Origin of the sequence: Streptomyces sp. ISL-43, assembly GCF_018614195.1 — a bacterium.
GTDB lineage: Bacteria > Actinomycetota > Actinomycetes > Streptomycetales > Streptomycetaceae > Streptomyces.
In genome coordinates, this window is sequence record NZ_JAGGOT010000011.1 from 17,667 (window position 1) to 42,857 (window position 25,191).

Sequence of the window (25,191 nt, forward strand, 5' to 3'; positions counted from 1 at the left end):
CGGCGGGTGTCAGCGGGCCCGGAGTTCGCGTTTGAGGACCTTGCCGCCGGCGTTGCGCGGGAGTTCGGCTACGAACTCCACCTCGCGCGGGACCTTGTAGTTGGCCATCTCGCGGCGCGACCACGCGATCAGGTCGTCGGAGGTGAGGACCGCGCTCGGGCGGCGGACCACATACGCCTTGCCGACCTCGCCCAGCCGGGCGTCGGGGATGCCGATCACGGCGACGTCGGCGATGTCCGGGTGCAGGCCGAGGAGTTGCTCGATCTCCGCGGGGTAGGCGTTGAAGCCGCCGACGATGAACATGTCCTTGATCCGGTCGGTGATGCGCAGGTTCCCGGCGGCGTCGAGGACCCCTACGTCGCCGGTGCGCAGCCAGCCGTCGGGGGTGATGGCCTCGGCGGTCTCGGCGGGGTCCTCGAAGTAGCCCTGCATGACGTTGTGTCCGCGTACCCACACCTCGCCGGCTTCCCCGGTGGGCAGCGCCTGCCCGTCGGCGCCGGTGATGCGCAGTTCCGTACCGGGGATGGCCCGCCCGGAGGTGGCCGCGATGATCTGCGCCGGGTCGCCGCGCCGGCACATGGTGACGATGCCGCTGGCCTCGGAGAGTCCGTACGCGGTGAGGACGACTCCTATGCGCAGCTCTCCGCGGAGGCGTTCGACGAGCTGGAGCGGTACGACGGCGGCGCCGGTGACGACCAGGCGCAGGGCGGAGAGGTCGTGGTGGTCGCGCTGGGGGTGGTCGAGGATCGACTGGTGGAGGGTGGGCGGACCGGGGAGTACGGAGATCCGCTCGGCGGCGACGTTGGCGAGGACGGTGTCGACGTTGAAGACGGGCTGGGGGATCATCGTGGCCCCGCGCGTCAGGCAGGCGAGGATGCCGGCCTTGTAGCCGAAGGTGTGGAAGAAGGGGTTCACGATCAGGTAGCGGTCGCCCTCGCGCAGCCCGGCGAGCTCGCTCCACACCTCGTAGCAGCGCAGGGACTGGGCGTGGGTGATGACGGCGCCCTTGGGGCTGCCGGTGGTGCCCGAGGTGAAGATGATGTCGGACGGGGAGTCGGCGCGGATCGATTCGGTACGGGCGGCGACCGCGTCGGCGGGTACGGAGTCTCCGCCGGTCAGGAAGTCCTTCCAGGTGCGGAAGGAGTCCGGGGCGTCCTCGGCCAGGACGACGACCTGCTCCAGGTGGGGCAGGCCGGGCAGCGGTCCGGAGCCGGGGCCCTCGGCGGCGGCGCGGCGCAGCGAGGCGACGTAGGAGGTACCGAGGAAGGTGCCGGTGACGAAGAGGAGCCGGGCGCGGCTGCGCTGGAGGACGTATGCGGCCTCGGAGCCCTTGAAACGGGTGTTGAGGGGGACGAGTACGGCTCCGGCGGAGACGGCGCCGAGTGCGGAGACGATCCATTCGAGGGTGTTGGGCGCCCAGACGGCGACCCGGTCCCCCGGTTCGATGCCGGCGGCCATGCAGGCGGCGGCGGCACGCTCGACGCGTTCGCCGAGCTGCGCGTAGTCGATGCGGACGCGGCCGTCGACGACGGCCTCGCGGCCGGCGTACCGCGCCGCGGCGTGCCGCACGAGCCCGCCGATGCTCTCCCAGGGCAGGTCGTCCAGGTGCCCGCCGGGCGCGTCGCCGCCGGCGGCCGCGGCGCCCCCGGCCCCGTTCTCCGTCGCGTCCGCGACCCCGCGTCCGTCCTCGTCCTCGTCCATCGTCCGCCCCTCCCTGGATACCAGTAGCTGACTATCCGTCAGATTAGCTGTAGCCTTCGCGGCTGTCAGTACTGGTGCGCACCCCGGAGGTGGCGATGGCGGCAACGCTCAAGGACGCTACGGCGATAGTCGGCATCGGCCAGACCGCCTTTGCCAAACAACTGCCGCAGTCCGAGAAGGAACTGGCCTGCCGGGCCATTCTGGCGGCACTCGCCGACGCCGGCATAGACCCCTCCGAGGTCGACGCCTTCTCCTCCTACACGATGGAGGAGACCGACGAGGTCGAAGTCGCCAAGGCCATCGGCGCCGGCGACGTCACCTTCTTCTCCAAGATCGGCTACGGCGGCGGCGGCTCCTGCGCCACCGTCGGCCACCTGGCCGCCGCCGTCGCCACCGGCCAGGCGAGCGTCGGCGTCGCCTGGCGCTCGCGCAAACGCGGCTCCGGCCCCCGCCCGTGGAAGAACACCGCCGTCCAGCTCCCCACCCCCGGCCAGTGGACGCGCCCCTTCGGGCTGCTGCGCCCGGCGGACGAGATCGGGATGCTGGCCCGCCGCTACATGCACGAGTACGGGGCCACCCGCGACCACCTCTTCAACGTCGCGATGGCCTGCCGCAACCGGGCCAACGAGAACCCGGCCGCGATGATGTACGAGCGCCCGCTGACCCGCGAGATGTACATGACCTCCCGGATGATCAGCGACCCGCTCTGCCTCTTCGACAACTGCCTGGAGACGGACGGGGCGTTGGCCTGCGTCATCGTCAGCGCCGAGCGCGCCCGCGACTGCCGCCAGAAGCCCGTGTACGTCCACTCCGTGGCCCAGGGCCTGCCCGCCCAGCATCACGGCATGGTCAACTACTGGAACGACGACCCGCTGTCCGGCCCCGCCTGGACCGCCGCCCGACACCTGTGGAAGCGGGCCGACTTCGGACCGCAGGACGTGGACGTCGCCCAGATCTACGACGCCTTCACCCCGCTGATCCCGCTCTCCCTGGAGGGCTACGGCTTCTGCGGGCGCGGCGAGGGCGCCTCCTTCACCGAGGGCGGGGCCCTGGAGATCGGCGGCCGGCTGCCCATCAACACCGGTGGCGGGGGACTCTCCGAGGCCTACGTCCACGGCTTCAACCTGATCAACGAGGGCGTCAAGCAGCTGCGCGGCATCTCCACCGCCCAGGTGCCGGACGCCGCGACCTGCCTGGTGACGGCGGGCGAGGGTGTCCCGACGTCCGCCATCCTGCTGCGAGCCTGAGGAGCTGGGGACCATGACCACCGCGACCGCCGCCGCTTCGGACGAACTGCTCCTGCCCGTCCCCGACGAGGACGGAGCGCCCTTCTGGGAGTACGCCGCCCAAGGCGAACTCCGTGTCCAGGCCTGCGCCGAGCCCGCCTGCGGCCAGCTCCGCTTCCCGCCCCGGCCCTGCTGCCCGCACTGCCGGTCCTTCGAGTCCGAGTGGCGGCTGACGAGCGGGCGGGGCCGGATCTGGTCGTACGTGCGGCCGCACCCGCCGCTGCTGCCCGCCTACGCCGCGCAGGCCCCGTACAACGTGATCCTCGTGGAGCTGGTCGACGCCCCGCACATCCGCCTCGCCGGGAACCTCGTCACCTCCGCCGACGCCCCGCTGAACTCGGTGGACCCGGCGCGGCTGCGCATCGGCGCCCGGGTCCAGGTCGTCTTCACCGAGACGGGCGGGATGGCCGTGCCGCGCTGGGTGCTGGAGAAGTCATGACGGCCCAGGGGCTGCGGGTGGAGCGGGACAAGGCGACCGGGGTCGCCGTCGTCACCCTGGACCGGGAGCGCAAGCACAACGCGATCGACCTGGAGACGGCTGCTGAACTAGCCTCCGTGTGGCGGGAGTTCCGCTACGAGGACGAGGTGCGGGCGGTCGTGCTGACGGGCGCCGGGCAGGCGGCCTTCTGCACGGGCATCGACCGGGGCGCTCACGTGCCGCAGCCGTCCTCGCCATACTCGGTGGAGGACCCCCTCGTCGCCATCGGCCCGAAGGCGAACGACCTGTGGAAGCCGGTGGTCGCCGCCGTCAACGGCATGGCCTGCGGCGGGGCGTTCTACCTGCTGGGCGAGAGCGAGTTCATCGTCTCCTCCTCCTCGGCGACGTACTTCGACCCGCACACGAGCTACGGCATGGTCAGCGCCTACGAGGCGATCTACATGGCGCAGCGCATGCCCTTCGGCGAGGCCGCCCGGATGTCCCTGATGGGCACGGCGGAACGCCTCTCCGCGCGGCGGGCGTACGAGATCGGGCTGGTCTCCGAGCTGGCCGAACCCGCCGAGCTGCTCCCGGCGGCGCTGCGGGCGGCCGAGACCCTGGCCGGTTTCCCGACGGAGGCCGTGCAGGGCACCGTACGGTCGCTGTGGGCGGCGAAGCAGGCCGCGCTCCAGCAGGCGCTGGCGCAGGCACCGGGGCTGGTGGCGCTGGGCAACCTGGCGCCGGAGCGGCAGGCGGAGCTGTTCGCGGGGCGGCGCGCGGCGGGCCCGGAGCCGCGGGTCCGCTGACGGGCGGGGCGGGCGGCTGGGGCATTGCCTGCCGGGCCGGCGGCGGGCTGCGTCCGGCCGGCCACCGCCCGCCGGGCACCGCCCAAGCGGCTACCGCCCGCCGGGTACCGCCCGCTTGGACGTCGGTTCGGCGGCGTCAGACGATCTGGATCCGCCCGACGACGCAGCGCCGTACGTCGCCCGCCCGGTCCGCGCCCGCCATCGCCAGGTCGACCGTCCGGCTCTCGCCCGCCTTGAGCGTGATGTCGACGGAGGCGGAGTCGATGCGGCCGGACGCGCCTTCGAAGGTCAGCGGCACCCGGAAGGTGCGCCCGCCGGCCGAGTCGGAAGTGACCTTGAGCGTGGCCTTCGCGCGGCCCGGGCCGGCGCAGGTGACCACGTCGGCGTGCGCGGGCGCCGCGGTCGAGGTGGGCGTGGGCGAGGCCGTCGAGCTGCCGCCGCTTCCGATGCTCTTCTTCTTCTTCGGCTTGCTCTTGGAGCTGGAACAGCCGCCCCCGCCACCGCTCTTGCTCTTGCCGCTGCTGCTGCCGCTGCTTCCGCTTCCGCCCGTCGACGAGAAGCCCGTCAGCGCGAGCACCACGCCCACCAGTACCGCCGTGAACCGGACCCGCCGGACCTGCCGGGCCCGCCGTCCTGTGACCGCCATGGCCAGTCCTCCCCCTCGAAGCAACGGCGGCACGCTATCAGGGGGATCCGGCACGGCAACCGGCCCGCCGACCAGGATCCGCCGGCCGGAAACCGGATGCGGGCTGTCGGTGCGGTGGTGTGTGATCGGGAGCATGGCGAGGTGATCTTGATGTGGCTCGTGTGATCACGGCCGCGTCTGCGAGGACAGCCCTGGCCGCAGCCTTCAGCTCGGCGCTCGCCGAAGGCCCGGCCGATGCCGGGGCGGCGAAAATCTTGGTGTGCGGGGCCGACGGAACCGGGTAACGTCTTTGTCATGTTCTTCCAGACGCCGATTTACGAGTGAGAGCGTGATGGGCCCCTGCTGACGTCCTTCGACGTCGCCGCGCCCGTCCCCCACCGATGAATCCGTAGATCACTTCACATCATTACCGGGAGAACCCGTGACCGTGAGCAAGAACATAAACAACCCCGTGGGCATGGGCGGCGGCCAGCGCAAGAGGCTGTCCCGCGCCGAACGGCAGAACAACGGTCCGCACCGCAACCTCGACCGCCAGGGTGCCGCCGACCAGAAGGCGGAGCTGGTGCGCAAGATGCGCGAGAAGGCAGACGCAGCCGAGGGCGCCGGGCAGGCGGGCGACGACACCGCACAGAGCTGACGCACCGCCGCCGCAGGGCGGCACCGCACGGGGCAGGGCCCGGACCGCGACGCGCGGTCCGGGCCCTGCTGCCGTATCGGGGCTCTGCTGCCGTACCGGGCGCGGCCGGCTAGCGCACGGTGACCGTGCCCGTCAGGATGCGGTGGTCCGAGCAGGCGGTCACGCCGGTGCACGCCGTGGAGATGGCCAGCGAGTCCGCACCGTAGGAGACCGGGTCCGCGAGGGTGCTCTCGCGGACGAAGATGAGGTCGACCTTGGCGTTGATCCCGCAGGGGCTGGTGCCGGGGACCTCGGTCGTCGGCTCTCCGTGCCCCGCGCAGTGGGCGTTGTCCGCGTCGTCCAGCTCACGGTACGCACCGTAGTTGCCGCGGTTGTTGTCCGTGTCCACGTTCGCCGAGTAGTAGCGGTCCAGCTTCGCGTGGTGCGGCTGGACGTTGAAGTCACCCGCGATGACCGGCGTGCCGTAGGTCGCCAGCTTGTCGAAGACGGCCTTCACCTGGACGCTCTTGAAGTCCGGGTCCTTGGTGATGTGGGTGGTGCAGAACACCGTGCCGGTCCCGTCGGTCAGTGGCGCGCACAGCAGGTTCCGCTGCTCGGCCGCACCGTCGGTGGGCAGGGTGACCCGGTCGGCGGCACCGAGCGGCTTCTTGCTGAACAAGGCGTTCCCGAAGGCGCTGCCCCTGCAGAGCCCGGCATCGCCGGCCGGGAGGCTGGCCTCGAACCGGGCGAAGCTGTCGTTGCCCTCGACGGGCCAGTTCCGATTCCGCAGTTCCTTGATGATCTCGGCGTACTGGTTCTCACACAGCTCGTTGAAGGACGCGAAGTCGGCGCCCCGGTTGACGATCGAGTCCACGGCCTGGCCCACCATTCCGTTGGTGGTCGAGCCGTGGTGGATCGAGTCCCCCGCCACGTTCCACTGCCACACGGTGTACGTCCGCGGCGGCGCGTCGGTGTCCGCGGCCTGGGCGGAACCGAACGGCACCACCGCGGCGCAGGCCACGCTCAGCACGAAGCCCCTGAATATCGCTCTTCCCATGCCGGATTCCCCCTAGTCGTGCCGCGGGGCGCCCGCTCGGGCACCGGACGCAACGGCGCGATGATCTTAGCCGCAAGCCCCCGGACGGTCTGCAGGGCGGTGGATCACGGGCGGGCTGCGCGTGCGGGACGTGGAGGGCGGGCGTAGCGTCGGGATCGAGATCCAGACCCACTCCCCCCGGAGGGCCGGGCATGATCCGCAACGTACTCGGCTCGCTGATGGGTCTGATCGGAGCGACGGCCGCCGTCTGGAGCCCCTTCCGTGCCTGGTACGACGGCCGTCACGGGCGGGACTACCGCATCCAGGAGCTCTTCACCGCCGCCGGGATCACCGACACCAAGGCCGCCCTGCTGGGCTCGATCCTGCTGCCGTTCCTCTTCGCCGCCCTGCTCGCGCTGGTCGCGATCGTGCTGCGCTCGCGTCTGCTCATGGCCCTCGCCGGGATCGTGGTCCTCGGCTTCACCGTGCTCTGGATGGTCCGCCAGGGCCAGGCGGCGGGCAGCCTTTCGGTCGGCGGTGACGGCGAGGGCCTGGGCGACGGACTCGCCAACGCCTTCGGCGCGGGCGCCCTCCTGATCCTGGCCGCGGCGGTCATGAGCGGCCGCCCAGCGCGACGCCGCGATCGCCGCCGGGACCGCTCCCCCGAGCCGGCCGGCCTCGCGCCGGAGCCGGCCCCCCCGGCCTGGCCCCCGCCCCAGGACCACCCGTAACGCCGCACGGCCCCCGGCGCCCGCACATGACGGCGGCCCCGTCCCCCTGAGGGGGCGGGGCCGGCCAGCCGTTGCGGGCGGGGTGTGGATCAGGCCTCGACGACGCCGGAAGCCGCGACCTCGATCTTGCCGCGCGTGGAGCCCGAGGGGGTGCCGAGCTTCTCGATCCGGTCGACGATGTCCGTGCCCTCGACGACCTCGCCAAAGACGACGTGCTTGCCGTCGAGCCACGGGGTGACGACCGTGGTGATGAAGAACTGCGAGCCGTTGGTGTTGCGGCCGGCGTTCGCCATCGACAGCAGGTACGGGCGGGTGTGCTTCAGCTCGAAGTTCTCGTCGGCGAACTTCTCGCCAAAGATGCTCTTGCCGCCCGTGCCGTTCTGGTTGGTGAAGTCACCGCCCTGCAGCATGAACTGCGGGATGACGCGGTGGAACGGGGAGCCCGCGTAGCCGAAGCCGTGCTGGCCGGTGGCGAGCTCGCGGAAGTTCTGGGCGGTCTTCGGGACGACCTCGTCGAAGAGGTTGAAGACGATGCGGCCGACGGGCTGGCCGTCGATGTTGATGTCGAAGAATACGTTGCTCATGGGGTCCATCCTGTCACTCCCAGTACCGTGCGCGACCCGGAGGGGGCCATGACGCGGCCCCCGTACGGCTCGGTCGAGTCCCTCGAACGGCTGAGCCGCAGCTCAGCCGCGGCCTCAGCCGCCCGTACGGGTGCCCGTGCCCTTGGCGGCGTCGAGGGCGTACACGCAGCGGTCCTTGCTGCACGCGTAGACCACGCCCGCCTCGGCCACCGGGGCTCCGGTGATCTCCCCGCCCGTGGCCAGCTTCCAGCGGAGCTGGCCGCCCGCCGCGTCGAGGGTGTACAGGCAGTGGTCGGCCGACCCGAAGTGGACCCGGCCGTCCGCGACCGCCGGCGAGCCGGTGATCTCGCCGCCCGCCGCGAACCGCCACTTCGGGGTGCCGGTGACCGCGTCGAGCGTGTACACGGCGCTGCCCGCGCCCAGGTGGACGTTGCCGGCGGCGATCAGGACCGGGTCCGCCGCCGGGCGGGGCTCGGTGGCGATGCGCCAGCGGTCCTTGCCGGTGGCCGCGTCCAGGGCGTAGACGGTGCCCAGGTAGTCGGCGAGGTAGACGCCGCCGCCCGTGACGGCCGCGCCGGGCGCGAAGGCCGGGGGCGCCAGGAACACGGCGGGGGCCTCGAAGTGCCAGCGGACCCGGCCGGAGGCCCGGTCGATGGAGATCACCCGGGTGCCCGCGCAGACGTACACGTTGCCGTCCGGCGCCGGGGCGACGCGCACCGGCACGTTTCCGCAGGAGGCGGCGTCGCCGACCGGGTACGACCAGGACTCGCGGCCGGAGCGGGCGTCCAGGGCGCGCAGCCGCGCGTCCTGCCACACGTAGACGGTGCCGTCGTCGAGGACGGGCGCCGCCTCGACGGTCTCGAAGTCGCTCTGCGCGCCCGTCAGCGCCCACAGCTTGTGTCCGCTGGACGCTTCCCAGGCCTGTACGCCGCCCCCGCGCGTGGCGGTGATCACGGTGCCCCGGTCGGCGCGCAGGGCGTACACCCAGGCGTCGGTGGACAGCCGCCACCGCTCGGAGCCGTCGGTGGAGTCGAGGGCGTAGAGGGAGGGGCCGTCGGAGGCGTGGATCCGGCCGTCGGCGACGGCCATGGACCAGGCGACGTCGCGGGTCTTGAACTGGCGGCGGCCGCTGGCCACGTCCAGGGCGTGGACCTCGAAGGAGGTGACGTAGAGCAGGTCGCCGGCGACGGTCGGGGTGCCCCAGACCTCGTTCGACATGCGGAAGCGCCAGGGCCGCCAGCGCCCGCTGTCGGGAGCCGGTCCGGGCGCCGGTACGGAGGGCACGGGCGCGGGGCCCGCCACCGAGCCGCCGCCGGGCGGGCGGATCCAGCCGGTCGCCGAGTCCGCGGCGGCGGCGTGGGCGGCCGGCGCGGAGGCGGAGGCCTGCGGGCCGGGGCCGATCGGGACCGGGGAGCCGCCGAGGCGCACGGGCTCGCCGGAGGGGGCCATCGGGGGGTGCTCGGGGCGCTGCGGGACGGCCTGGCCGGTCCTCGGGTCCATCCACGGGTCGGCTCCGCCGCGCGGCCGGCGGTGCGTGGCGGGTCCGGAGCCGAGCCCCGGGGCGAGAACCGGGGCGGGCACGTGGGCGCTGGGCGCCGGTACGGCGGCCGCGGCGGAGGCTGCCGCCGAGGCGGCTGCCGCTGCCACGGCGGCCGCGGCAGCGGCGTTGCGGTGGCCCGCCCGGCGGGCCTCGATCATCGCGACGGCCCGGGTGGGCAGCCACGCCGAGGCGGTGCCGCTCTCGTCGCCGCCCTCGAAGAGGTGCGGGGCGAGCTGCGCCTGCAGGTCGGCCGGGGTGGGCCGCAGCGTGGCGTCCATCTGCATACAGGATTCGATGAGCGGGCGGAGCTCGTCGGGGAGCCCCTCCAGGTTGGGGCCCTCGCGCAGCAGCATGAAGACCGTCTCCACCGGGTTCGCCCCGTGGTACGGCGGGTGCCCGGTGGCGGCGAAGACCAGCGTCGAGCCGAGCGAGAAGACGTCGCTGGCGCCCTTGACGCTGCGCGAGTCCTTCGCCTGTTCGGGCGACATGTAGGCGGGGGTGCCGACGGCGACGTTCGTCATGGTCAGGCGGGTGTTGGAGACGCCGCTGGCGATGCCGAAGTCGATCACGCGCGGGCCGTCCTCGACGACGAGCACGTTGGACGGCTTCAGGTCGCGGTGGACCAGCCCCGCCCCGTGGATGGACTGCAGGGCCTCGGCGATGCCGGCCGCGAGCCACCGTACGGCCTGGGCGGGCATGGGCCCGCACTCGTTGACGATCTCCTCCAGGGAGGGCGCCGGCACGTAGGCGGTCGCCAGCCACGGCACGGCCGCGCGCGGGTCCGCGTCGACGACGGCCGCGGTGTAGAAGCCTGAGACGGCGCGGGCCGCCTCCACCTCGCGGGTGAAGCGCACGCGGAACAGCTGGTCCTCGGCGAGCTCGGTGCGCACCGTCTTGATCGCGACCCGCCGGCCGGACGCCGACCGGGCGAGATAGACCAGCCCCATGCCGCCGGCTCCGAGCCGTCCCAGCACCTCGAAGGGGCCGATCCGTCTCGGGTCGTGCTGCGTCAGCTGCTCCACCACTGGCCTCCACACCCATCCCCGTACGGGCTCCCTCTCGGGCCCGCTCTTTCCACAAGCACGCCACCAGCACGCGCGCCGGCACGAGGCGGTCGGCCCGTGCGGCGTCTCACCGCGGGGCGCCGCCCGCGGTCGCGCAACCCCGATTCTGTCAGGCCCCGGCCGGGTCCGGCCCCGGGTACGCGGGCGGGTTCGTGCGGGGACCGGTGGCGGGGCCGTGCGCGCGTGCCCGCGCGCCCGCCGTGCGCCCCGCTACGAGCCCGGCCAGGGGCCCGGTTTGGTGCGGGGTTCCGAGAGCAGCCCGAAGACCGCTCCCTGATTGTCCGCGACGACCGCGATCCGCCCGTAAGGGGTGTCGAAGGGGTCCGCGGTCACCCGTCCGCCCAGGCGCTGCACCATGGCGACGGACTGGTCGCAGTCCGGGACGGCGAAGTACACGAGGAAGTGCGCGGGCATGATGTCCGGAAAGGCGTCGGTGATGAGGCTGCGGCCCATGACGGCGCTGTCCGGGCCGGGCGCGCTGCCGGGCGGAGACCAGATGCGGTATTCGACGTCGCCGGAGGCGTCCTGGTCCTGGGGGACATAGCCGAAGACCTTGGCGTAGAAGACGTCCACGGCGTCGCGGGCACGGGTGTAGACCTCGGTCCAGCAGTACGTGTAGGGCTCCTGCTGGGCGTCGAAGCCGTGGTGGGTGCCGGGCTGCCACAGTCCGAAGACGGCCCCGCCGGGGTCGGCGGCCATCGCGGCGGTCCCGTACGGGCCGACCGGCATCGGGTCCATCACCAGCTGGCCGCCGGCGGCGCGGATGCGCTGGGCGCAGGCGTACGCGTCGGTCGTGTAGAGGTACACCCCCCAGACGGTCGGCATGCGCCCGTCGGGTTTGGGGGCGAGGGCGGCGACGTTGCGGCCGCGGCTGTAGGCCTGCGTGTAGTGGCCGTACTGGGCCCCGGCGCTGTCGGCGAAGGTCCACCCGAAGAGCTCACCGTAGAAGCGCTTGCCCGCCTCGACGTCCGGCAGGGAGGCGTCGACCCAGCAGGGAGCGCCTTCCGCGAATGCGGCCATGAGCCCGGTTCCTTCCGTTGTGCGGAGGTGTGTACCCTCCGCCGTACTCGCCCAGCCATGTACCTCCGGATCATGATGTGCCCGAAAACTTGTCCACAGCCTGTTGATAAGACTATTCGGGGGATAGGTCCCCAAGTCGAATGGCGCGCCCGGGGCGCCCGCTCGGCCGAAAGAGACCGCCCACCCCGGCCCGGACAGGTGTACGCCCAGGCCAGGCGCCTCGTAACCCCATTTGCAGGCGGCCGAATCGCGCCCCGATCACCCCTCGGTAAGCTGACGGCATGACAGGACAAGTACGCACCGTCGACGGCCGCGTTGCCGGCCGGCGCGGTCAGGCGACGAGGCAGAAGCTGCTCGACTGCCTCAGCGAGATGCTCAGCTCCTCGCCGTACCGCGACGTCAAAGTGATCGACGTCGCCCGCAAGGCCGGCACCTCCCCCGCGACCTTCTACCAGTACTTCCCGGACGTCGAGGGCGCCGTCCTGGAGATCGCCGAGCGCATGGCCAACGAGGGTGCGCAGCTGACCTCGTTGGTCGAGGGACGCGCGTGGGTCGGCAAGGCCGGGTGGGCCGCGGCCGAGGAACTGGTCGAGGGATTCCTGGACTTCTGGCGGCGCAACGACGCCATCCTGCGGGTCGTCGACCTCGGCGCGGCCGAGGGCGACAAGCGGTTCTACAAGATCCGTATGAAGATCCTCAACTCCGTCACCAACTCCCTCACGGAGTCGATGAAGGAGCTCCAGGCCAAGGGCAAGGTCGACAAGGACGTCAGCCCGGCCGCGATGGCCGGTTCGCTGGTCGCGATGCTGGCCGCGGTCGCCTCGCACCAGAAGGGCTTCCAGACCTGGGGCGTCAAGCAGGCCGAACTGAAGCCGAACCTGGCGCTCCTGGTGCACCTGGGCATCACGGGCAAGAAGCCCACGAAGTAAGCGGCGGACCCCCACCGGGTCCGCCGCCCCTTCGGCGGCCGTGGCCGATTCGGTGGCCGTAGCCGCATCGGCGGCCGTAGCCCTTTCGGTGGCCGTAGCCGCTTCGGCTTCCGCCCGGATCAGCGACGCTCCAGGCGGAACAACCGGATCTCGCGCTCGATGCGCGCCTGGTACGTCGCGTACGGCGGCCAGAACTTCAGCACCGCCTGCCAGGCAGCCGCGCGTTCCTCGTCCGCCAGCAGGCGGGCGCGTACGGCGATGTCCTGACCCCTCCAACTCACGTCCGCGTCAGGATTCTTGAGCAGGTTCCCGGTCCACGCCGGGTGTCCGGGGCGGCCGAAGTTCGAGCCGATCAACAGCCAGCTCACGCCGTCGTCCTCCGGCATGCACGCGAGCGGGGTGGTGCGCGGCTCGCCGGTCTTGGCGCCCTTGGCGGTGAGGATCACGCCGGGGAGCATCTGGGCGCTGAGGATGACCTTGCCCCGGGTCAGTTTGTGCACCGCCTTGTCCATGGCGGGGATGAAGTGCGGGGCGATCTTGGCGAACAGCATGGTCGAGGAGACCTTCTGCATCAGCTTGACGCCGACGCCGGGAGCCACAGCCATCAGACGGCCACCTTCTTCGTTTCGTTCCGGGGGGCGGGAGTGAACAGGCCGGCGGCGTCGGCGGCGTGGGCGCGCAGCCGGTGGACGGGGCCGAAGAGCAGTTCGTCGGCGGCCGCCCGCTTGAAGTAGAGGTGGGCGTCGTGCTCCCAGGTGAAGCCGATGCCGCCGTGCAGCTGGATCGCCTCGCCGGCGGTGGTCCGCAGGGCTTCGAGGGCCTGGGCGAGGGCGAGGCCGCCCTGCCGGGGGTCCCAGGCGGCGTAGTAGGCGGCGGAGCGGGCCGCCTGGACCTGTACGTAGAGGTCGGCGAGCCGGTGTTTGACCGCCTGGAACGAGCCGATGGCCCGGCCGAACTGCTCGCGCTGGCGTACGTACTCCACGGTGCGGGCGAGCGCCTGCCCGGCCGCGCCGACCGCCTCGGCGGCCAGGACGGCGGCGGCGCCGCGGCCGGCGGCGGCGAGGGCACCGAGCACGTCCGCACCGGCTTCCACACCACCCTCTCCGAGCAACTCGGCTTCGACGTCCCGGAGTTGGATACGGCCCTGCGGGCGGGTCTCGTCGAGGGTGGCCTGCCGCGCCCGTACGAGGCCGGGCGCGTCCTCCCGTACGAGGAAGAGCAGCGTGCGGCTGCGGGCGAATCCCCCCGCGTGCGCGGCGACGAGCAGCAGCGCGGCGCTGTGCCCGTCGAGCACCTGGGCGACCTCCCCGTACAGCCGCCAGCCGCCGTCCACGGCGCGGGCCTGCACCCCTCCGGCGCGGCCGCCGCCGGCCCACTCGCCCAGGGCGCCGTCCCCGGTGAGCGCGAGGGCGGTGGCCAGGGCCGGGCCGGGCACGGCGAGGGCGGCGGTGAGCCCGCCGGCCGCGAGCGGCGGGAGCAGGCTGGAGCGCTGGGTGGCGGTGCCCAGGGCGGTGACCAGCGGCGCGGCGAGCACGGCGGTGGCCAGCAGCGGCGAGGGCAGCAGCACCCGCCCGGTCTCCTCGCAGGCCAGGGCCAGGTCGGCGGGGGTGCAGCCGACACCGCCGTGCTCCTCGGCCACGGCGATGCCGGGCAGTCCGAGCTGCTGGGCGAGCTGCTGCCACAGCTCGCGGTCGTATCCGGCGGCGGTGCGGACGGCGGCTTTGACCTCGTCCGGGCCGCAGCGTTTGCCCAGGACCTCGCGCAGGGTACGGCGCATCTCGTCCTGCTCCGCGGTGAAGGCGGCATCCATCGTCGGGCTCCTCCCCGTATCTGACGGGCCGTCATGTTAGGGCGGGTGGCGCCAGATGCACAGGGGGCGGCGGGCCCCAGTGCACGGGCAGTGCCCCACGGGCTAGAAACTGACTGGCCGTCAGATGTACCGTCGGGCCATGCCCGGACCCAAGCCCGGCCCCCTGAGCGGGCCCGCGACTCCGCCCTCCCCGTCCGCGCCCCGCCCCTCCGCGCCCCGTCCCTCCGCGCCCCGCCGCCGGGTCGCCGTCGTCGGCGTCGCCCTCTCGGACTGCGGCCGGGTCGACGGCCCCACCCCGTACGCCCTGCACGCGCAGGCCGCCCGCCGCGCGCTGGCCGACTCCGGCCTGGACCGCTCGGTCATCGACGGCTTCGCCTCGGCAGGCCTCGGCATCCTCGCGCCGGTCGAAGTGGCCGAGTACCTGGGCCTGCGCCCCACCTGGGTCGACTCCACCTCGGTCGGCGGCTCCACCTGGGAGGTCATGGCCGCCCACGCCGCCGACGCCATCGCCGCCGGCCACGCCAACGCGGTCCTCCTCGTCTACGGATCCACCGCGCGCGCCGACATCAAGGCCCGCCGCCGGACCTCGAACCTCTCCTTCGGCGCGCGGGGACCCCTGCAGTTCGAGGTCCCGTACGGGCACACGCTGGTCTCCAAGTACGCGATGGCCGCGCGCCGCCACATGCACGAGTACGGCACGACGCTGGAACAGCTCGCCGAGGTCGCGGTCCAGGCGCGGGCCAACGCCGCCACCAACCCCGACGCGATGTTCCGCGACCCGATAACCGTCGAGGACGTCCTGGACTCCGGCATGATCGCGGACCCGTTCACGAAGCTGAACTGCTGCATCCGCTCGGACGGCGGCTGCGCGGTCCTGCTGGCGGCGGAGGACTACGTACCGGACACCGCGAAGGAACCGGTCTGGATCCTGGGCTCCGGCACCTCGGTCTCGCACACCACGATGTCGGAGTGGGAGGACTTCACGGTCTCCCCGGCGGCCGTCTCGGGCCGCCTGGCCTTCGCCCGCGCGGGCCTGACGCCGGCTGACGTGGACCTCGCCGAGATCTACGACGCGTTCACCTACATGACCCTGGTGACGCTGGAGGACCTCGGCTTCTGCGCGAAGGGCGAAGGCGGCGCCTTCGTGGAGAAGGGCCGCCTCCTACGGGACGGGGAACTCCCGGTCAACACCGACGGCGGCGGCCTCTCGGCCTGCCACCCGGGCATGCGCGGCCTGTTCCTCCTGGTCGAGGCGGTCCGCCAACTACGCGGAGAGGCGGGCGAAGGCCAGGTCCGCAAACGCGGCGGAGCCCTCCCCGAGGTGGCCCTCGCGTCGGGCACGGGCGGCTGGTTCTGCTCGTCGGGGACGGTGATCCTGGGGCGCGGATGAGGGGTGGAGCGGGCGGGGAGAAGACGGGCCCAGCCTGCCCCTGACGGCGGCTGGGTGATCCCGGCGGGACACCGGGCGCCCAGATCGCCACGCGCTCCCCGGCCATGGCGACCGACCACCCCACCTCGCCGACCGCCCCCGCGCGTGGTGTTCCATGGCCGCATGACCAGCAGCCAAGACGGCCCCGCAAGCGACGGCGGCCCCGCCGGCCGGCCCGACGACTTCCACGCCACCCTGCACTCGCTGCGCGTATGGGACGGCCCGCTGCCCGTGTTCGACCCGGCCACCGCGCCGCGCGAGCCGCTGGCGCTGTTCCGCGAGTGGTTCACGCACGCCGCCGGGGCGGGGCAGCCGGAGCCGCACACGATGAGCCTGGCGACCGTGGACACCGACGGGCGGCCCGACGTACGCACGCTGATGCTGCACGACGCCGACGAGCGCGGCTGGCACTTCGCCTCGCACTCCACCAGTGCCAAGGGCCGGCAGCTGGCCGCGCACCCGGACGCGGCGCTCGGGTTCTACTGGCCGAGCGTGGCCCGGCAGATCCGCATCCGGGGCCGCGTCACGGCATGCGACGCGACGGAGAGCCGCGCGGACCTGGCGGTCCGCTCGCGCGGCGCGCTCGCCGCGGCGCTGACGGGCCGGCAGAGCGAGGTGCTGGGATCCGTCGAGGAGCTGGTGCGCGCCTCGGCGGCGGCGTGGGACCGCGCGGGTGCCGAGCCGGACGCGCCCGCGCCGACCTGGACGCGGTACGTACTCGCCGCGACCGAGGTCGAGTTCTTCCAGGGCGACGCCGCGCGCAGCCACACCCGCCTCCGGTACACCCGCGCCACCCCCACCGACCCGTGGACCCGCCACCTCCTCTGGCCGTAGCCCGCCCGGCGGGCCGGGGCTTAGGGCCAGACGGTCAGGTGCAGCCGGATGCCTGGAAATGCTCCTTTATTGACGGCCCGTCAGGGCACCCGGGTCCCACACGCACCTCGGGCGCGGCCCCCCTCACGACCCCGTCGGCGAGAACACCGCCACCCAGATGCCCTCCGCCGCCTCGCGGAAGGTCACCGACAGGTTCATGCCGATGCGCAGGTCCGCCTCCTCGCAGTCGACGACCTCGGTCATCATGCGGGGACCCTCCGCCAGGTCGACCACCGCGGCCACGTACGGCACCCGGGTCCCGAACGGCGGGAGGTCGTTGCGGTGGATCACCGACCACGTGTACAGCGCGGCCCGGCCGGTCGCGGTCTCCCACGTCACGCGGTCCTCACCCGCCCAGCACGCCGGGCAGAACTCCCGCGGGTAGTGGTGCGCCTTGCCGCACGCCCCGCAGCGGCGCAGCAGCAGGCGCCCCTGCGCCGCCGCGTCCCAGTAGGGACGGGTGAAGTCGTCGATCTCCGGCAGGTCGAAGCGCACCGCAGCCGCAGTCGCAGTCGCGCCCGCGCCCGCGCCCGCGCCCGCGCCCGCGCCCGTACCCGCACTCGTACTCGTACTCCTACTCGTACTCACAGCAGCAGTCCTCTTCGCCGAACGTCCAGGGGAGGGAGTACGCCATTTCTGACGTATCGTCAGTTCACCGGATCCCGCCGCATCCCACAAGGCCCCACCGGGCCCCCGTGACGCCCCCGTGATCGATCCGCAATCGATTCCCTCCTCGTCCGAGACCCACCGCGCCCGCACGGCGATACGCTCACACTTCATGCCCGGAGTCCCTTCAGCACCCGACATGTCCACCCAGCCCCGCCCGGTCTACGTGATCGGCGCCGGTCCCGGCGGCCTCGCCGTCGCCGCCGCGCTGCGCGCCCGCGGGGTCCGCGCGGTGGTCGTGGAGAAGTCCGAGTCCGTCGGCGCCTCCTGGCGCCGCCACTACGACCGGCTCCACCTGCACACCACGCGCCGCCTCTCCGCCCTCCCGGGCCTGGCCATGCCGCGGCGCTTCGGACGCTGGGTCGCGCGCGAGAACGTCGTGCGGTACCTGGAGAAGTACGCCGAGTTCCACGAGCTGGAGCTCATCACGGGCGTCGAGGTGACCCGCATCGAGCGCGTACCCGCCCGGGCCGACTCCTCCGACGGGGCGGACGGCATCGACGGGGCCGACGGCATCGAGCGCGTCTCCGACAGCGCCGGCGCCTCCGACGGATCCACCGCCGACGGCCCCGGCTGGACCCTGCACGCCACCGGCGGCCGCGCCATGGCCGCCGGGGCGGTCGTGGTCGCCACCGGGTTCAACCACACCCCCGTCATCCCCGACTGGCCCGGCCGGGACGCGTACGAGGGCTCCCTCGCGCACGCCGCCGACTACCGCAACCCCGCCCCCTACGCCGGCCAGGACGTGCTCGTCGTCGGCGTCGGCAACACCGGTGCCGAGATAGCCGTCGACCTGGCCGACGGCGGCGCCGCGCGGGTCCGCCTCGCCGTGCGCACCGCCCCGCACATCCTGCGCCGCTCCACCGCCGGCTGGCCGGCCCAGCGCACCGGGATCCTGGTCCGCAGGCTCCCCGTGGGGCTCGTCGACCGGCTCGGTGCGATCGTCGGCAAGGCCTCGGTCCCGGACCTGTCGGCGTACGGACTGCCGCGCCCCACCAGCGGCCTGTACAGCAGGGTCAAGCAGGGGTCGATCCCGGTCCAGGACGTCGGCCTGATCGATGCGATCCGTGCCGGCCGCGTCGAGCCGGTCGCCGCGGTCGAGTCCTTCGACGGCGCCGAGGTGCTCCTCGCGGACGGCTCGCGGATCACCCCGGACGCGGTGATCGCGGCCACCGGCTACCGGCGCGCCCTGGAGGGCCTGGTCGGCGGTCTCGGCGTACTGGACGACCGGGGCCGCCCGCGCGCCCACGGCGCCCACACCCCGCCGGACTCCCCCGGGCTCTACTTCACCGGTTTCACCAATCCCATCAGCGGCATGTTCCGCGAACTGGCCCTGGACGCCGAGAAGATCGCCAAGGCCGTCGCCCGGGACCTGCGCGCGTAGGAACGGCCGCCGGTCCCCGGCCGCGCGGCCCTTGTCAGTGGCGTGGTGCAGCATCGGCACGTCGGCTCTTCGAGGAAAGACGGGGCATCATCGTGTCGATCACCAACCAGCAGGTGGCGGACCGCGCCTTCCTTCGGCAGCTCTACCGGGACGCGTACTTCCCCGATCACGTCCTCGACAAGGGCTGCGCGATCCTGCGCGCGCTGTGCGCCCGGATCGAGGCGGAACGGCCCGCCGATCTGGCGGCGCTGTACGTGCTGACCGGGGCGGCGACGGAGGAGTTCAATCTCCTGGAGGCGGAGTTCGAGGAGGCGGGGAGCGGGATCGAGACCGTCGCGCGCGAGGAGATAGCCGAGGACTTCTGGTTCGTGGCCTCGGCGTACGGCTTCACGGACGCGGACGTGGAGGATCTGATCGCCCCCCGGGACTGGTGACGCGACGCCATCGCGGGGGCCCGCCGGCCCCGGGGTCCCGCGCCGGGACGGATCACCCATGCCCGGACGGATCGCCCCACCATCACTCTCGCCCCACGCACCACCCCGACCTCGGCCGAATAGTGGTCTGGACCCGTCCCGAGGGGATCTGAGACCGTTCCACACATCACCTCCACCAGCTTTCCTGCGCAGCCCTGTTCCTGACGGCACGTCAGTTCAGTAATCTGACTACGCGTCAGCTATTGAGATTCGTCGAGGTTCATCGAGCAGGAGCGGGCGGAACGATGCTTGGATCTACTCACGGCACCCTCACCACCGACTTCCGCGCACGTGTCGAGGCCTGCGGGGAGACCCCCAGGACGGCCGTCCACTCCACGGCGGCTCCCTCCGCCGAGGACACGGTCGCGCTGGACGTCAGCGGTCGGCCCCTGCACGCCGACGCTCCCGACCTGGACCGGTTCTTCCGGCCCGAGTCCGTGGCCGTCATCGGCGCCTCGGACGCCGACGGCAGACCCAACACCGGCATCACCCGGCAGCTCATCGCCTGGGCGGAACGGGTCGGGGCCAGGCTGCACCCCGTCCACCCCACCCGCACCACCGTCTTCGGGCTGCCGTGCCACGCATCCGTGGCCGACCTGCCCGAGCAGGTGGACCTCGCCGTCCTCCTCGTCGCCGACCCGCTCCCCGTCATCGAGGAGCTGGCCGAGGCCAAGGTGAAGTTCGCCGTCGCCTTCGCCTCCGGCTTCGCCGAGACCGGCGACGAGGGCGCCGCCGCGCAGGCCCGCCTGGGGGCCGCCGTCCGGCGATCGGGCCTTCGCCTCCTGGGCCCCAACACGAACCTCAACGCCTTCGAGAAGTTCCGCGACGACCTCGACGGCCCGGCCATCGCGCTGATCACCCAGTCCGGCCACCAGGGCCGGCCCCTCTACACCCTCCAGGAGCTGGGCATCCGGCTCTCGCACTGGGCCCCCACGGGCAACGAAGCGGACCTGGAGACCTCCGACTTCATCTCCTACTTCGCCGAGCAGCCCGAGGTCGGGGCCATCGCCTGCTACGTCGAAGGCCTCAAGGACGGCCGGCAGTTCCTCCTCGCCGCCGACCGGGCCGCCCGCAACGGCGTACCCGTCGTCGCCGTCAAGGTCGGCCGCACCGAGACCGGTGCCCGCATGGCCGCCTCCCACACCGGGAAGCTGACCGGCGCGGACACCGTCGTCGACGCCGCCATGCGGCAGTTCGGGGTCATCCGCGTCGACGGCCTCGACGAGCTCCAGGACACCGCCGCGCTGCTGGCCCGGGCGCGCAAGCCGCTCGCCGACGGGGTCGTCGTCTACTCCATCTCCGGCGGCACCGGCGCCCACTTCTCCGACCTGGCGACGGAGGCGGGGCTCAGCCTGCCCACGCTCACCCAGGCCAAGCAGGACGAGCTCCACCAGTGGATCCCGGAGTACCTCGGCGTCTCCAACCCCGTCGACAACGGCGGTCACCCGGTCGGCGACTGGCGCGGCCGCAAGATCATCGACGCGATCCTCGCCGACCCGTCCGTGGGCGTCCTGATCTGCCCGATCACCGGGCCCTTCCCGCCCATGAGCGACAAACTCGCACAGGACCTGGTGGACGCCGCCGAGCAGACCGACAAGCTGATCTGCGTGATCTGGGGCTCCCCGGTCGGCACCGAGGAGGCCTACCGCACCACGCTCCTCGGCTCCTCCCGGGTCGCGACCTTCCGCACCTTCGGCAACTGCATCACCGCCGTCCGCGCCTACCTCGGCCACCACCGCTTCACCGCCGCCTACCGCTCCCCCTTCGAGGACGCCCCGCGCACCCCGTCGCCCTCCTTCCGCAAAGCGCAGGCGCTCATGCGCCCGGGCCAGCAGCTGAGCGAGCACTCGGCGAAGCAGCTCCTGCGCGCCTACGGGATACGAGTGCCCAGGGAGCAGCTGGTGACCAGCGCGGCCGCCGCCGTACGGGCGGCCGGACTGGTGGGGTACCCGGTGGTCATGAAGGCCTCGGGCCCGCAGCTCGCGCACAAGACGGAGCTGGGGCTGGTGAAGGTCGGCCTGACGTCGGCGAGCCAGATCCGCGACGCCTACCGGGAGTTGACCGACATCGCGCGCTACGAGAACGTCCCGCTCGACGGGATCCTCGTCTGCCAGATGGTGGAGCGCGGAGTCGAGATGGTCGTCGGGGTCACGCAGGACGACCTCTTCGGCCCGACCGTGACGGTGGGACTCGGCGGCGTGCTGGTGGAGATCCTGCACGACGCGGCGGTCCGGGTGCCGCCCTTCGGGGAGGACCAGGCGCGGGCGATGCTGACCGAGCTGCGCGGGCATGCGCTGCTGGAAGGCGTACGGGGGGCTCCGCCGGCCGACGTCGACGCGCTGGTGGAGGTCATCCTCCGGGTCCAGCGGATGGCACTGGAACTGGGCGACGAGCTCTCCGAGCTGGACATCAACCCGCTGATGGTGCTTCCGCGCGGGCAGGGGGCGGTGGCACTGGACGCGCTCGCGATCTGCCGCTAGGCCCTGATTCGGTGCGATCCGGGTCCGGGGCCCCGGGCTCCGCCCGGGCCCCCTGGGGCTCCGCCCCAGACCCGCGGGGGTCCGGGGTGTCGCCCACCCACCACCCACCCACCCCGAACGGGAGCCTCATGAACCCCACCCCCGAGGACGAAGTCCTCCACCGCATCGACAACGGCGTCTCGTGGATCACCCTCAACCGTCCCGAGGCGATGAACGCCGTCACCTGGGACCAGCGCGAGCGCGTCATCGGGCTGCTCGCCGAGGCGTCCGCCGATCCGGCCGTGCGGGCCGTCGTCGTCACCGCCACCGGCAAGGGCTTCTGCGCGGGCGCCGACCTGCGCGGCGCGCCCGCCACCGGCGAGCGGGTCGCCGGCGACGTGGCCCGCATGATCCGGCTCGGCGCGCAGCGCCTGATCACCGCCGTGCTCGACTGCGAGAAGCCGGTCATCGCCGCCGTCAACGGCACGGCGGCCGGCATCGGCGCGCACCTCGCGCTCGCCTGCGATCTGGTCATCGCCGCCGAACCGGCCCGTTTCATCGAGGTGTTCGTACGTCGCGGCCTGGTCCCGGACGGCGGCGGCGCGTACCTGCTGCCCCGGCTGGTCGGCCCGCAGAAGGCGAAGGAGCTGATGTTCTTCGGCGACGCCGTCCCGGCCGCCGAGGCCGAGCGCCTGGGCCTGGTCAACAAGGTGGTCCCGGCCGAAGAGCTGGAGGAGACCGCCCGGGCGTGGGCCGAGCGCCTCGCGCAGGGCCCCACCCGCGCCCTTGCCATGACGAAGCAGCTGGTCAACGCCTCCCTGGACGGTGACCGGGCGACCGCACTCGCCGCCGAGGCCACCGCCCAGGAGCTGAACATGACCACCGCCGACGCGAACGAGGGAGTGGCGAGCTTCGTGGAGCGCCGCACGCCCAAGTACCTGGGACGCTAGCCGGAACCGGAAACCGAAACGGATCCGGGGCGGCCGGAGGTCACATCCGCGGGTCCGGCTTCAGCAGCGCGAACATCGCTCCCGCCGGGTCCGCCAGGAAGGCGATCCGACCGACGTCCGGGACGTCCGCCGCCGGCATCAGCACGGAACCGCCCCCCGCCTTGGCCGCGCCGACGGTGGCGTCGACGTCCGCGACGTTGAAGTACGGCACCCAGCCCTTGGGCCCGCCACCCTCGGAGGGGGCGACTCCGCCGAAGGAGGCGTCCTCCTGGTCGCCGTCGGCGATGCTCAGCACCCGGTACGTCATCCCGGGCGCCTCCATGTCGGCGGAGCGCCAGCCGAACAGTCCGGCGTAGAAGGCGATGTCCGCGGCCGGGTCCGGTACGTGCAGCTCCGCCCAGACGAGTGTGTTCTCGACGGAGGTCAGCCCGAGCCCGGCGGTCTTCCCGGGCTGCCACAGCGCGAACTCCGCACCCTGCGGGTCCGTGGCCTGCGCCAGCCAGCCCTCCCCCATGACGTCCATCGGCTCCATGCGCACCGCTCCGCCGCCCGCCTTGACGGCGTCCACGGTGGCCTGGATGTTGGGGGTGTCGAAGTGCAGCATCCAGGCGGACTTGGCGCCCTCCTCGGTGAGCGGCCCGAGCGCGGCGACGGTCTTGCCGTCGATCTGGAAGAAGCCGTAGCCGCCCGCCTCGGGCCCGAGGGAGACGAAGTCCCAGCCGAAGACCCCGGTGTAGAAGGAGATGGCGGCGTCGGTGTCGGGGCTCCCGAGGTCGAGCCAGTTGGGTGATCCCTTGCGGAAATCGGTGCCGAGCATGTGGTCCTCCTGTGGTCCGTGACGCGGTCCCCCGACACGATGCCGAGCCGGTACGGGGCCTGCGGGCCACGGGGCTCGACCGGTCGCGGGGTTCACCCGTACGGCCTACGGGGCTGCGCGCCGGCCCGTAGGCCGTACGACTACCGCTTCCGCAGCACGCGCATGTCCCCGGCGTCCGGATCGCCGATCAGCACGAACAGCTCCGGCCGCTTCGCCGTCCCCGCGACCTCCCACCTCAGCTGCGCGTCCTTGCAGTCGGGGACGGTCAGGGCCACGCCCGCCCCTCTGCCGTAGGCCGCCTCCTCGGGCTTCCACGTCCCGCGCGCCGTGCAGTGGCCCACGACATCGAGCCCGTCGTCCACCGGCAGCCAGTTCGCCGCCGCTTCGCCCTGCGCGGTGAGTTCCAGGCGGACGCCGTCGCCCGACCACTCGCCGACGTACTCGGCGCGGCCCAGGACCGGAGGCTCGTACACCGGCGCGGTGGCTCCGAAGTAGAAGGTGGTGATCACCGCGGCCACGCCCGGCAGGATCATCCACTTCCGCACCTTGCCCCTGGGCACCTGCCGCATCCGCGCGAGCACCGCCACCCCCACGGGCAGCACCCCCGCGGCCGCGATCCAGCCGCAGGTGGCGGCGTACGAGGGGCCGGCCAGCAGGGAGACGGGTATCGAGTACAGGACCGCGAGCGCACCCGTCATCGGCAGGGCCCACCACGGTGCGGAGACCCGGGTGCGCATGCCCGCTGCGTTCGAGAGCTCCATCACCGGCGTGGTGAAGAGCACGCTGTGCACGTAGCCCAGCAGGATCACGACGAACGGACTGCCGACGACCATGACGAACAGCCAGAAGAGCACGGCGATGCCGCCGCCGAAGCCCCGGCCGTAGGGCTCCTGCGCGAGCGCGTTCAGCTGCGCGTACAGCAGCGCACACAGGAGCTGCACTCCGCCCACTGCCTCGGCGCCCGGCGCGATGCCGCTCCAGGCCTCGCGGCGCCGTTCCGCCGTGCCCACGTGGTTCGACACGGTGAGCCCCCTTCGACGTCTATTGAACACGTTCAATTGATGTGAGCCCTACACCCCCCTTCCCATCTGACGCACCGTCAGCTTCAATCGGTCCTGTGATGGGACACGCAGGGATGGCGGCCACCGTCGTCCGATACCTCAGGTCAGTCGGCTCCCCCACCTCCGCCACGGCGGAGCCCGGGGCCGAGCCCGTCGACGCACTGCCGCGCCCCGACCTGCGGGCCGTCGGCGAGGACGAGCGCGCGCCCGTCAGCCCCGCCGAGTTCCGGGCCGTACTGGGGAACTTCGCCAGCGGGGTCACGATCATCACCGCCCCGCCCGGCGAGGACGACGACGGCCCGGCCGGCTTCGCCTGCCAGTCCTTCGCCTCGCTCTCCCTCGACCCGCCGCTGGTCACCTTCATGGTGGCCCGTACGTCGACCACCTGGCCCCGCATCGCGCGCGCCGGGGTGTTCTGCGTCAACATCCTCGGCGCCGAGCAGGGAGCGCTGTGCCGGGCGTTCGCCGTCAGCGGCGCCGACAAGTTCGCCGGGGTCGAGCACTCCCCCGCCCCCGCCACCGGGTCACCGCAGCTGGACGCGGTGCCCGCCTGGATCGACTGCCGGATCCACGCCGTGCACACCGGCGGGGACCACCTCATCGTCGTGGGCAAGGTCGAGGCCATGGGCGCGGCCGGCGAGGGCGAACCCCTCCTCTTCCACAAGGGCCGCTTCGGCCGCTTCGCCGACTGACCCCGACGCCCCGGGCAGCCCGGGCGCCCCGGGCGCCCCACGTCTCCCGCTCGGCGCGATCGTCCGCGCGCTGACCCCGGTGTCCCCGCACCCGCCCCTGAAGGCCGAGCCGTCGTTCGCCGGCGCCTCCGCGTTCCTCGCCTGCTACCGGGCCGTGGCCTCGTACCGGGCCCGGGCCGGCCGCCTGCGCCGTCTCTTTC

The 25,191-nt window shown here is 73.0% G+C and carries 24 protein-coding genes; 13 read left to right on the forward strand and 11 right to left on the reverse strand.

Annotation, left to right across the window (positions count from 1 at the left end; genetic code table 11):
* Positions 1 to 9 precede the first annotated feature (9 nt).
* Positions 10 to 1,701, reverse strand: a complete 1,692-nt coding sequence (locus J7F03_RS06815; RefSeq protein WP_214947748.1) for a FadD3 family acyl-CoA ligase — start codon at positions 1,699 to 1,701, stop codon at positions 10 to 12.
* Positions 1,702 to 1,796: 95 nt separating this feature from the next.
* Between J7F03_RS06815 and J7F03_RS06820 the strand changes: the two genes are divergently transcribed.
* Genes J7F03_RS06820 through J7F03_RS06830 form a run of 3 tightly spaced genes read left to right on the forward strand, consistent with a single transcriptional unit; the run spans position 1,797 to position 4,211 of the window.
* Positions 1,797 to 2,948 carry a lipid-transfer protein gene (locus tag J7F03_RS06820; RefSeq protein ID WP_214947749.1) on the forward strand — a complete coding sequence of 384 codons (1,152 nt, stop codon included), beginning with the start codon at positions 1,797 to 1,799 and terminating at the stop codon, positions 2,946 to 2,948.
* A 13-nt stretch (positions 2,949 to 2,961) separates the two neighbouring features.
* A complete protein-coding gene (locus J7F03_RS06825) occupies positions 2,962 to 3,426 on the forward strand; it encodes a Zn-ribbon domain-containing OB-fold protein (protein WP_214947750.1) in 465 nt (154 codons plus the stop codon).
* The gene (locus J7F03_RS06830) at positions 3,423 to 4,211 is read left to right on the forward strand and encodes an enoyl-CoA hydratase/isomerase family protein (protein WP_214947751.1); all 789 of its coding nucleotides are present in this window, start codon (positions 3,423 to 3,425) and stop codon (positions 4,209 to 4,211) included. Before J7F03_RS06825 ends, J7F03_RS06830 begins: the two co-directional genes overlap by 4 nt.
* A gap of 136 nt (positions 4,212 to 4,347) precedes the next feature.
* On the opposite strand, the gene J7F03_RS06835 is transcribed toward J7F03_RS06830, so the two are convergent.
* Entirely contained in the window at positions 4,348 to 4,857 is a 510-nt protein-coding gene (locus J7F03_RS06835) for a hypothetical protein (RefSeq protein ID WP_214947752.1), read from the reverse strand.
* Between the two features lie 421 nt (positions 4,858 to 5,278).
* Here J7F03_RS06835 and J7F03_RS06840 point away from each other — a divergent pair, with 421 nt between their 5' ends.
* Entirely contained in the window at positions 5,279 to 5,494 is a 216-nt protein-coding gene (locus J7F03_RS06840) for a DUF6243 family protein (RefSeq protein ID WP_214947753.1), read from the forward strand.
* Positions 5,495 to 5,603: 109 nt separating this feature from the next.
* Here J7F03_RS06840 and J7F03_RS06845 read toward each other — a convergent pair whose 3' ends face one another.
* Positions 5,604 to 6,530 carry an endonuclease/exonuclease/phosphatase family protein gene (locus tag J7F03_RS06845; RefSeq protein WP_251071533.1) on the reverse strand — a complete coding sequence of 309 codons (927 nt, stop codon included), beginning with the start codon at positions 6,528 to 6,530 and terminating at the stop codon, positions 5,604 to 5,606.
* Positions 6,531 to 6,721: 191 nt separating this feature from the next.
* On the opposite strand from J7F03_RS06845, the gene J7F03_RS06850 reads away from it, so the two are divergent.
* Positions 6,722 to 7,240, forward strand: a complete 519-nt coding sequence (locus tag J7F03_RS06850) for a hypothetical protein (protein ID WP_251071534.1) — start codon at positions 6,722 to 6,724, stop codon at positions 7,238 to 7,240.
* Positions 7,241 to 7,329: 89 nt separating this feature from the next.
* On the opposite strand, the gene J7F03_RS06855 is transcribed toward J7F03_RS06850, so the two are convergent.
* The 3 genes from J7F03_RS06855 to J7F03_RS06865 all read right to left on the reverse strand — a co-directional run bounded on the left by J7F03_RS06855 (position 7,330) and on the right by J7F03_RS06865 (position 11,448).
* Complete coding sequence (locus tag J7F03_RS06855) at positions 7,330 to 7,824, reverse strand: peptidylprolyl isomerase (protein ID WP_214947754.1); 495 nt, start codon at positions 7,822 to 7,824, stop codon at positions 7,330 to 7,332.
* A gap of 114 nt (positions 7,825 to 7,938) precedes the next feature.
* On the reverse strand, positions 7,939 to 10,386 hold the full coding sequence (locus J7F03_RS06860; protein ID WP_214947755.1) for a serine/threonine-protein kinase: 2,448 nt from the start codon (positions 10,384 to 10,386) through the stop codon (positions 7,939 to 7,941).
* Between the two features lie 252 nt (positions 10,387 to 10,638).
* Positions 10,639 to 11,448: a VOC family protein gene (locus tag J7F03_RS06865; protein WP_214947756.1), complete on the reverse strand. Its 810-nt coding sequence runs from the start codon at positions 11,446 to 11,448 to the stop codon at positions 10,639 to 10,641.
* Positions 11,449 to 11,729: 281 nt separating this feature from the next.
* Between J7F03_RS06865 and J7F03_RS06870 the strand changes: the two genes are divergently transcribed.
* Positions 11,730 to 12,377, forward strand: coding sequence for a TetR family transcriptional regulator (locus J7F03_RS06870; RefSeq protein WP_214947757.1), 648 nt, complete (start codon positions 11,730 to 11,732; stop codon positions 12,375 to 12,377).
* A gap of 119 nt (positions 12,378 to 12,496) precedes the next feature.
* Here the strand turns inward: J7F03_RS06870 and J7F03_RS06875 are convergent, their stop codons facing one another.
* Positions 12,497 to 12,982 carry a nitroreductase family deazaflavin-dependent oxidoreductase gene (locus tag J7F03_RS06875; protein WP_214947758.1) on the reverse strand — a complete coding sequence of 162 codons (486 nt, stop codon included), beginning with the start codon at positions 12,980 to 12,982 and terminating at the stop codon, positions 12,497 to 12,499.
* Positions 12,982 to 14,187 carry an acyl-CoA dehydrogenase family protein gene (locus J7F03_RS06880; protein ID WP_214947759.1) on the reverse strand — a complete coding sequence of 402 codons (1,206 nt, stop codon included), beginning with the start codon at positions 14,185 to 14,187 and terminating at the stop codon, positions 12,982 to 12,984. The genes J7F03_RS06875 and J7F03_RS06880 overlap by 1 nt, the downstream gene beginning before the upstream one ends.
* 139 nt (positions 14,188 to 14,326) lie before the next feature.
* On the opposite strand from J7F03_RS06880, the gene J7F03_RS06885 reads away from it, so the two are divergent.
* Both J7F03_RS06885 and J7F03_RS06890 read left to right on the forward strand, forming a co-directional pair.
* Positions 14,327 to 15,577, forward strand: coding sequence for an acetyl-CoA acetyltransferase (locus tag J7F03_RS06885; protein ID WP_251071535.1), 1,251 nt, complete (start codon positions 14,327 to 14,329; stop codon positions 15,575 to 15,577).
* Positions 15,578 to 15,739: 162 nt separating this feature from the next.
* Positions 15,740 to 16,450: a pyridoxal 5'-phosphate synthase gene (locus tag J7F03_RS06890; protein ID WP_214947760.1), complete on the forward strand. Its 711-nt coding sequence runs from the start codon at positions 15,740 to 15,742 to the stop codon at positions 16,448 to 16,450.
* 123 nt (positions 16,451 to 16,573) lie between these two features.
* On the opposite strand, the gene J7F03_RS06895 is transcribed toward J7F03_RS06890, so the two are convergent.
* Positions 16,574 to 16,984, reverse strand: a complete 411-nt coding sequence (locus J7F03_RS06895) for a Zn-ribbon domain-containing OB-fold protein (RefSeq protein WP_308379200.1) — start codon at positions 16,982 to 16,984, stop codon at positions 16,574 to 16,576.
* 283 nt (positions 16,985 to 17,267) lie between these two features.
* On the opposite strand from J7F03_RS06895, the gene J7F03_RS06900 reads away from it, so the two are divergent.
* From J7F03_RS06900 to J7F03_RS06915, 4 genes are all read left to right on the forward strand, one after another.
* Complete coding sequence (locus J7F03_RS06900; RefSeq protein WP_214947762.1) at positions 17,268 to 18,539, forward strand: NAD(P)/FAD-dependent oxidoreductase; 1,272 nt, start codon at positions 17,268 to 17,270, stop codon at positions 18,537 to 18,539.
* A 92-nt stretch (positions 18,540 to 18,631) separates the two neighbouring features.
* The gene (locus J7F03_RS06905) at positions 18,632 to 18,973 is read left to right on the forward strand and encodes a DUF5713 family protein (protein WP_214947763.1); all 342 of its coding nucleotides are present in this window, start codon (positions 18,632 to 18,634) and stop codon (positions 18,971 to 18,973) included.
* Positions 18,974 to 19,257: 284 nt separating this feature from the next.
* The gene (locus J7F03_RS06910; protein WP_214947764.1) at positions 19,258 to 21,492 is read left to right on the forward strand and encodes an acetate--CoA ligase family protein; all 2,235 of its coding nucleotides are present in this window, start codon (positions 19,258 to 19,260) and stop codon (positions 21,490 to 21,492) included.
* A gap of 128 nt (positions 21,493 to 21,620) precedes the next feature.
* Positions 21,621 to 22,421, forward strand: a complete 801-nt coding sequence (locus J7F03_RS06915) for an enoyl-CoA hydratase/isomerase family protein (RefSeq protein ID WP_214947765.1) — start codon at positions 21,621 to 21,623, stop codon at positions 22,419 to 22,421.
* A gap of 40 nt (positions 22,422 to 22,461) precedes the next feature.
* Here J7F03_RS06915 and J7F03_RS06920 read toward each other — a convergent pair whose 3' ends face one another.
* Positions 22,462 to 23,238 carry a VOC family protein gene (locus J7F03_RS06920; RefSeq protein WP_214947766.1) on the reverse strand — a complete coding sequence of 259 codons (777 nt, stop codon included), beginning with the start codon at positions 23,236 to 23,238 and terminating at the stop codon, positions 22,462 to 22,464.
* A gap of 140 nt (positions 23,239 to 23,378) precedes the next feature.
* Entirely contained in the window at positions 23,379 to 24,260 is an 882-nt protein-coding gene (locus J7F03_RS06925) for a hypothetical protein (RefSeq protein WP_214947767.1), read from the reverse strand.
* A gap of 113 nt (positions 24,261 to 24,373) precedes the next feature.
* Between J7F03_RS06925 and J7F03_RS06930 the strand changes: the two genes are divergently transcribed.
* Positions 24,374 to 24,991 (forward strand): flavin reductase family protein, encoded by a 618-nt coding sequence (locus J7F03_RS06930; RefSeq protein WP_214947816.1) that lies wholly within the window; start codon positions 24,374 to 24,376, stop codon positions 24,989 to 24,991.
* Positions 24,992 to 25,191: the final 200 nt, after the last annotated feature.